The sequence below is a fragment of the Rhodovulum sp. DZ06 genome (genome assembly GCF_050586345.1).
GTDB lineage: Bacteria > Pseudomonadota > Alphaproteobacteria > Rhodobacterales > Rhodobacteraceae > JBOCEF01.
Map to the genome: position 1 here is coordinate 1 of NZ_JBOCEF010000091.1, position 5513 is coordinate 5513.

The 5513-nt window shown below is 73.6% G+C and carries 6 protein-coding genes; 1 reads left to right on the plus strand and 5 read right to left on the minus strand.

The window, feature by feature from the left end; all coding sequences use genetic code 11:
- Window positions 1-150: 150 nt before the first annotated feature.
- The 5 genes from ACQ5SO_RS21110 to ACQ5SO_RS21130 form a co-directional block, all read right to left on the minus strand.
- Window positions 151-918: an ABC transporter ATP-binding protein gene (locus ACQ5SO_RS21110; RefSeq protein WP_430943633.1), complete on the minus strand. Its 768-nt coding sequence runs from the start codon at window positions 916-918 to the stop codon at window positions 151-153.
- Between the two features lie 163 nt (window positions 919-1081).
- On the minus strand, window positions 1082-1504 hold the full coding sequence (locus ACQ5SO_RS21115; protein WP_430943634.1) for an SRPBCC family protein: 423 nt from the start codon (window positions 1502-1504) through the stop codon (window positions 1082-1084).
- 114 nt (window positions 1505-1618) lie between these two features.
- The gene (locus ACQ5SO_RS21120; RefSeq protein WP_430943635.1) at window positions 1619-2599 is read right to left on the minus strand and encodes a YVTN family beta-propeller repeat protein; all 981 of its coding nucleotides are present in this window, start codon (window positions 2597-2599) and stop codon (window positions 1619-1621) included.
- 66 nt (window positions 2600-2665) lie between these two features.
- Complete coding sequence (locus ACQ5SO_RS21125; protein WP_430943636.1) at window positions 2666-3973, minus strand: ABC transporter substrate-binding protein; 1308 nt, start codon at window positions 3971-3973, stop codon at window positions 2666-2668.
- Window positions 3974-3983: 10 nt separating this feature from the next.
- A complete protein-coding gene (locus ACQ5SO_RS21130; protein ID WP_430943637.1) occupies window positions 3984-4463 on the minus strand; it encodes a hypothetical protein in 480 nt (159 codons plus the stop codon).
- A 240-nt stretch (window positions 4464-4703) separates the two neighbouring features.
- Here ACQ5SO_RS21130 and pedF point away from each other — a divergent pair, with 240 nt between their 5' ends.
- Window positions 4704-5432: a cytochrome c-550 PedF gene (gene pedF / locus ACQ5SO_RS21135; RefSeq protein ID WP_430943638.1), complete on the plus strand. Its 729-nt coding sequence runs from the start codon at window positions 4704-4706 to the stop codon at window positions 5430-5432.
- The last annotated feature ends 81 nt before the right edge of the window (window positions 5433-5513 follow it).

Here is a 5513-nt window from a genome sequence, read left to right on the forward strand (position 1 = left end):
TTTTGGGGGGGGGGGAGGGAGGGGGGCGGCCCGCGTTGGGGGGAAGACCCCCCCTTTCTGCTCCCCGGGGGGGAGGGGGGGGAAGGGGGCGAGCCCCCTTCCCCCCTCGCGCTCCCCCGAACCCCCGGTGCGGGCGGCGGGCGGCGGCGCTCATGCCGCGTCCTCGCGCTTGCCGGTCAGCGCGGCGAAGGCGGCGGCGACCGAGCCGTCATGGCCGGCGGCGACCGCACCCGCCTCGCCATCCGCCACGATGGAGCCGCGGTGCAGGACCGCGAGCCGGTCGCCCGGGCGGACCTCGTCCACCAGGTGCGTGGCCCAGAGGGCGGCGAGGCCTTCCTCGGCGCAGAGCGCGTGGACATGCTCCACCAGCGCCGCGCGCGAGGGGGCGTCGAGGCCCACCGTGGGTTCATCCAGCAGCAGCACCGAGGGGCGGTGGATCAGGGCGCGGGCGATCTCCATCCGCCGCCGGTGGCCGCCATTGAGGTCCCGGGCGCGTTCCTGCGCGCGCTCGGCCATCCCGAGCCGGTCGAGGGCGGCGTCGGCGCGGATGCGCGCCTCCTTGCCCGAGATTCCGTGCAGGGCGGCGAAATACAAAAGGTTGCGCCGGACCGAGAGGTCGAGGTCCAGCGTCTGCTGCTGGAACACCACGCCAAGGGCGCCGAGCGCGGCGCGCGGGGCCTGCGACAGGTCATGGCCCGCCACGGCGATGCGCCCTTCGCGCGACACGAACAGGCGGGTGAGCAGCCCGAACAGGGTGGATTTGCCCGCGCCGTTCGGCCCGAGGAGGGCGCAGAACCGGCCCGCCTCGACCCGCAGCGACACGCCGTCCAGCGCGGTCTTCGGGCCGTAACGCCAGCGCAGGTCCTCGACCAGCAGCGCGGGGGCGGCGGGGCCCGGGGCGGAGGGCGGCGGGGTCATGTCGGCTCCTGGCGTGGCGGGGGGGATGGGAAGACCGTCGGGGCGGCGGCCGGGCAGGGCGGGCGCCGCGGCGGCCGGGGGACGGCGCGCGGCGGTGCAGGGGCGGCGCCGTCCGAAGGGGGGAAGGGGGGGCGGGGCGCGCAGGCCGCGCCCCGCCGGGGCGTCACTCGCCCAGGTAGTCGCGCAGCCCGCGCAGCCCGCCCTCGTAGATCGCGGCGACGATGGCGTCGGCCTCGGGGCTGGTCGGCTCGTAGCTCGAGGACCAGAACACCCGCGTGCCGCCCTCATGCGCGAAGACGGTCAGCGTGGCGCGGTAATTGTCCACCGGCAGGGGGCTTTCGATGATCTCGTAGCGCTGGGTCATGTCCTCGTTCGAGATCAGCTTCTCGAGGATCATGCCCCCGTCGCCGGCGACGGTGACGTGGCGGTGCGGCTCCCCGTCGAGGGACACCGCCTCGCAGGCCGCCACCCCGGGATGCCAGGCGTCGATCTCGGCGAACTTGCTGACGATCTTCCAGACGTCCTCCGGCCGGGCGTTGAAATCGGCCCAGCGTTCGACCCTGTCGCGTCCGCTCTCTTCCTGCATGGCGCAGCCTCCTTGGCGCTTGTCGTTCGGGCGACCTTAGCGCCGGGCGCCGCCCCCGGCGAGGGCGGATTCGCGCCCGGCCGGGGCCCGCGCCCGGCGCCCGGTCCGGGCGCCTCAGTCCGCGGTCGGGCGCCAGGCGGCGCCCCAGGGGAAACGGCCGACCTTGACGGTCTTGATCGGCTCCAGCGCGTCCACGTCGATCACCGTCACGTCGCCCGAGAGCCCGTTGGTGGTGAACAGCAGGCTCTCGTCCGGCGTCATCTCCATGTGCCAGACGCGGCGGCCGACGAGGATGTATTTCTCCACCTCCAGCGTCTCGACGTTCACCACGGCGATATGGTTGGCGGGGCCGAGGGCGACGAAGGCGCGCTTCTGGTCCTTGGTGATCTTGATGCCCACGGGCTGCACCCGGTCGCGATGCACGCCCTTGATCTCGAAATGCACCTTGCCGCGTTCGGCCTGGGTTTCGACGTCGAACACGCTGACGGTGCCGCCGATCTCGGCCGAGACCCAGAGCTGCTTGCCGTCATCGGTGAAGCGCGCGTCGCGGGGGCGCTGGTCGACGAGGGTGTTGGCGAAGATCTGCTGGCTTTCGACGTCGATCCAGTGGGCCATGTTGGTCGTCTCGGACGTCACGATGGCGATGGTGCCCGCGGGGTTCATCGCCATGCCCTCCGGCTCGATCCCCACGGGGATCTGGGCGATCACGGTGCGGGTCTCGGTGTCCACCACGGTGGCGATCGCGTCGTCCTCGTTGGCGATGTAGAGGAGCCGGTCATTGGGGTGCAGCACGAACTGCTCGGGGTCCTCGCCCGAGGGCAGGTTGTGCAGCACCTCGCCGCTCTCGGGGTCGATCGCCTGCACGGTGTCGCTGTCGGAGGCGCAGACATAGAGCACCGAGTGATCCTTGGAGAAGGTGACGCCGCGCGGGCGCTCCCCCGTCGGGATGGTGCGGACGACCTCGAGCGTGTCGACGTCGATCACGCTCAGGGTGTCGTCCTTCTCGTTGGTCACCCAGATCTCGCCCTTGCCGGCGAGGGCGGGCGAGGCGGCGAGGAGGGCGGCGAAGGAGGCGGCGAGGGGGATGCGGAACATGGGGGTCTCTCCGGTCGTCGAAGGGGGGCGGGCCCGGGGCGGCGGCCCGGGCCCGGCGGCAGGGGGTCAGTCGAAGGCGGTGCAGCCCGCCTCGGGTTCGTCATAGCCGAGGGTGTCGAGCTCGGTGCGCTGGTGCAGGAAGCCTTCCAGCGGCGCCTGTGCGGCGAGCGCCCGCGGGTGGACCAGCGGGATCGGCTGGCGCAGCTGGCCGTTCCAGGTGCGGTAGGTCATCTTGCGCCCCAGGAAGCCCGCGAGCTCGAATTTCGGCGACAGGATGTAGCTGCGCAGCGCCGCGGCGTCGGCGGTGTTCGACCGCGTGACCGCCTCGCCGATGCTGCGGATCGCGGCCCAGGCGCCGTAATCCTCCGGGCGCATGGGACGGCCCGCATCTTCTTCGAAGCGGCTGTGGAGCTGGGCGGCGCCCCATTGCTCCACCACCTCGGCCCAGGCGGCGGGGCGCAGCCCTTCGGACCCGGCGATGGGGCGCGGCAACCAGGTGTTGTAGGGCACGTAGCGGGCCCAGTCGCCGATCTCGTCCGCCAGCACGTAGACGTCGACATCGGCCCCTTGCGTGAACAGCGGGACCTCGGCGGCGGCCGAGCGGCGCATGTCGGCGTCGAAGTCCCAGGTCTTCTCGGCCTCGAGGCTGAGCCCGAACTTGGCGAAGGACCGGCGCAGCGCCTCGGCCCAGGCCTTGTCCTTCGGGTGGGCGCCCTCGATCAGCATGATCTCGCGCCAGCGCTTCTTCGCCAGGAACTGTCCCAGCGCATCGGCCAGCATGGCGCGCGAGGGGGTGGAGTGCAGGAGGTTCGACCGGCACTCCGCCCGCCGCAGCGCGTCGTCGGGGGCGGCGGCGTTGAACACCAGCGCGCCCTTCGCCGCCGCCGCGTCGGCGAGGCGCAGCAGCACGTCCGCGGGCGCATCGGCGATGATCAGCGAGGCGGAAGCGAGGGCCTGCTCGATGGCCGGGCCCGGGTCCTCGCCCGGCGCCACGGTGATCTCGGTCAGCGCGTAGTCATGCCCGAGGAACCGCCCCGAGGCGGCGTTGTCCTGGAGGCCGCGGCGGGCCCCGGCGATGCCGAGATCCTCCGGGTCCGGGTCGAGGTTGGACAGGACCGGCGGCGCCTCCTGCGCGATGTGCAGGAAGGCGATGTCGACCTGTATCCGGGCCTGCTGCGCCGCCGCCGGGGCGGGGGCCAGCGGCGCGGCCCCGAGGCCGAGCGCGAGGGCGGCGGGCGCCGCGCAGGCCGCGCCGAGCAGGGCGCGCAGGACGCGGCCGCGGGGCCGATGCGCGGCCCGGCCGCCGCGCGGGGCGGCGGGCGGGCGCGGGGCGGCGGGTGCGGGACCGGGTGCGGGACCGAGGGGGGAGGTCATCGCCGCCCCGTCACTCGATCACGATCTTGACGCGCTGGCTCTCGCCGCCGCCGGGCACGCGCAGCTCGTAGGTCCCCGGTTTCACGGCGACGAAGCCGATCTCCACCTCGCCCTCGTCGTCGAACTCGATGGAATCGACCGCCATGGCGCGGATCTCGATGTCGTTGATGATGATCTCGTCGATCCAGATCGCGCGGAAGAAGCCCGCGCCCTCCACCGCCAGCTCGGCCGAGCCGTCGCAGGCGATCACCACCTCGTAATAGCGCCCGGACTTGAGGGTGATCTCGCCCGAGTCCAGCAGCGGCATCCCGGCGGAGAGGGTGATCCGGGGCAGGTCCTCCTTGTTCGCGCCCGACAGCAGCCCGGCGCGCCCGAGGCGCGGGGCGTCGTCGTCGTCATCGTCCGAGGCGGCCGCGGGGGCGGGCGTCACGGCGAAGGACAGCGCGCAGAGCGCGGCGGCGGCGAGGGCGGCGAAACGATTGGGTTTCAAGGGGTTCCTCCTGTTGCGCAGGGTGTCGAGGGGGCTGCGCGGTCATTGTTGTGGCCCGAAACCTAACCCGGCGGACGGGCGGTCGCACCCCTACCAAAGTGGGGTCCGTTCGGCCCCCCGGACCGCCCAAAGTGCAATGGCGAAGCGCCCGGCGAGGCGATACCTCGAATGCAACCGGCGCCTGCATCGCGGCGCCGAAACGTGATCCGACAGGACCCAACAGGACGGAGACGCCTCCCCATGACCAAGATCGCCGCCGCCCGCCCGCTCCTCGCCATCGCCCTCGCCGCCGCCGCGGCGGGCGCCGCCTTCGCCCATGGCGACGTGGCCCCGCAGCCGGTCGAGACCGGGAACCTGCCCGCCGTCGGCGACGAGTGGCTGACCGAGAACCCCTACCGCGCCGAGGCCGCGGGCGAAGAGGTCTGGGCCGAGGCCGTGACCATCGGCGCGTCGGGCTACAACCAGAACTGCGCGCGGTGCCACGGGCTCGAGGTGATCTCGGGCGGCCTCGCCCCCGACCTGCGCTACCTCGAGGCCGAGGAATACGGCGACGAGTGGTACGTGGAGCGCTTCCGCCACGGCTACACCCAGAACGGCATCACCAAGATGCCGGCCTTCGGCGAACTGCTGGGCCAGGAGGCCGCCTGGGCGATCCGCACCTATATCGAGACCCGCCCCGACGACGGCGCGCTGGACGAGTATGCCGAGCACCTCAAGGACGTGCGCGACGGCCTGGTCAAGCACGCCGAGGAGATCGCCGCCGGGACCGCCAAGGCGGCCGATTTCTCGGAGGAGCTGGCCGCGCTGAAGGCCGAGCTGGAGGGCATCGCCGAACAGGTGCCGACCGCCTCGGGCGCGCCCAAGGCCGACAGCGCCGCCTCGCGCGCCGCCGCGGCCCTTGACGGCTCGGAGCAGGCGATCAAGCATGCCGCCGAGATCCTGACCGTCGGCCTGTCCGCCGCCGAGTGACCGACGGCCGGGGGGGGGGGGGGGGGGGGGGGGGGGGGGGGGGGGGGGGGGGGGGGGGGGGGGGGGGGGGGGGGGGGGGGG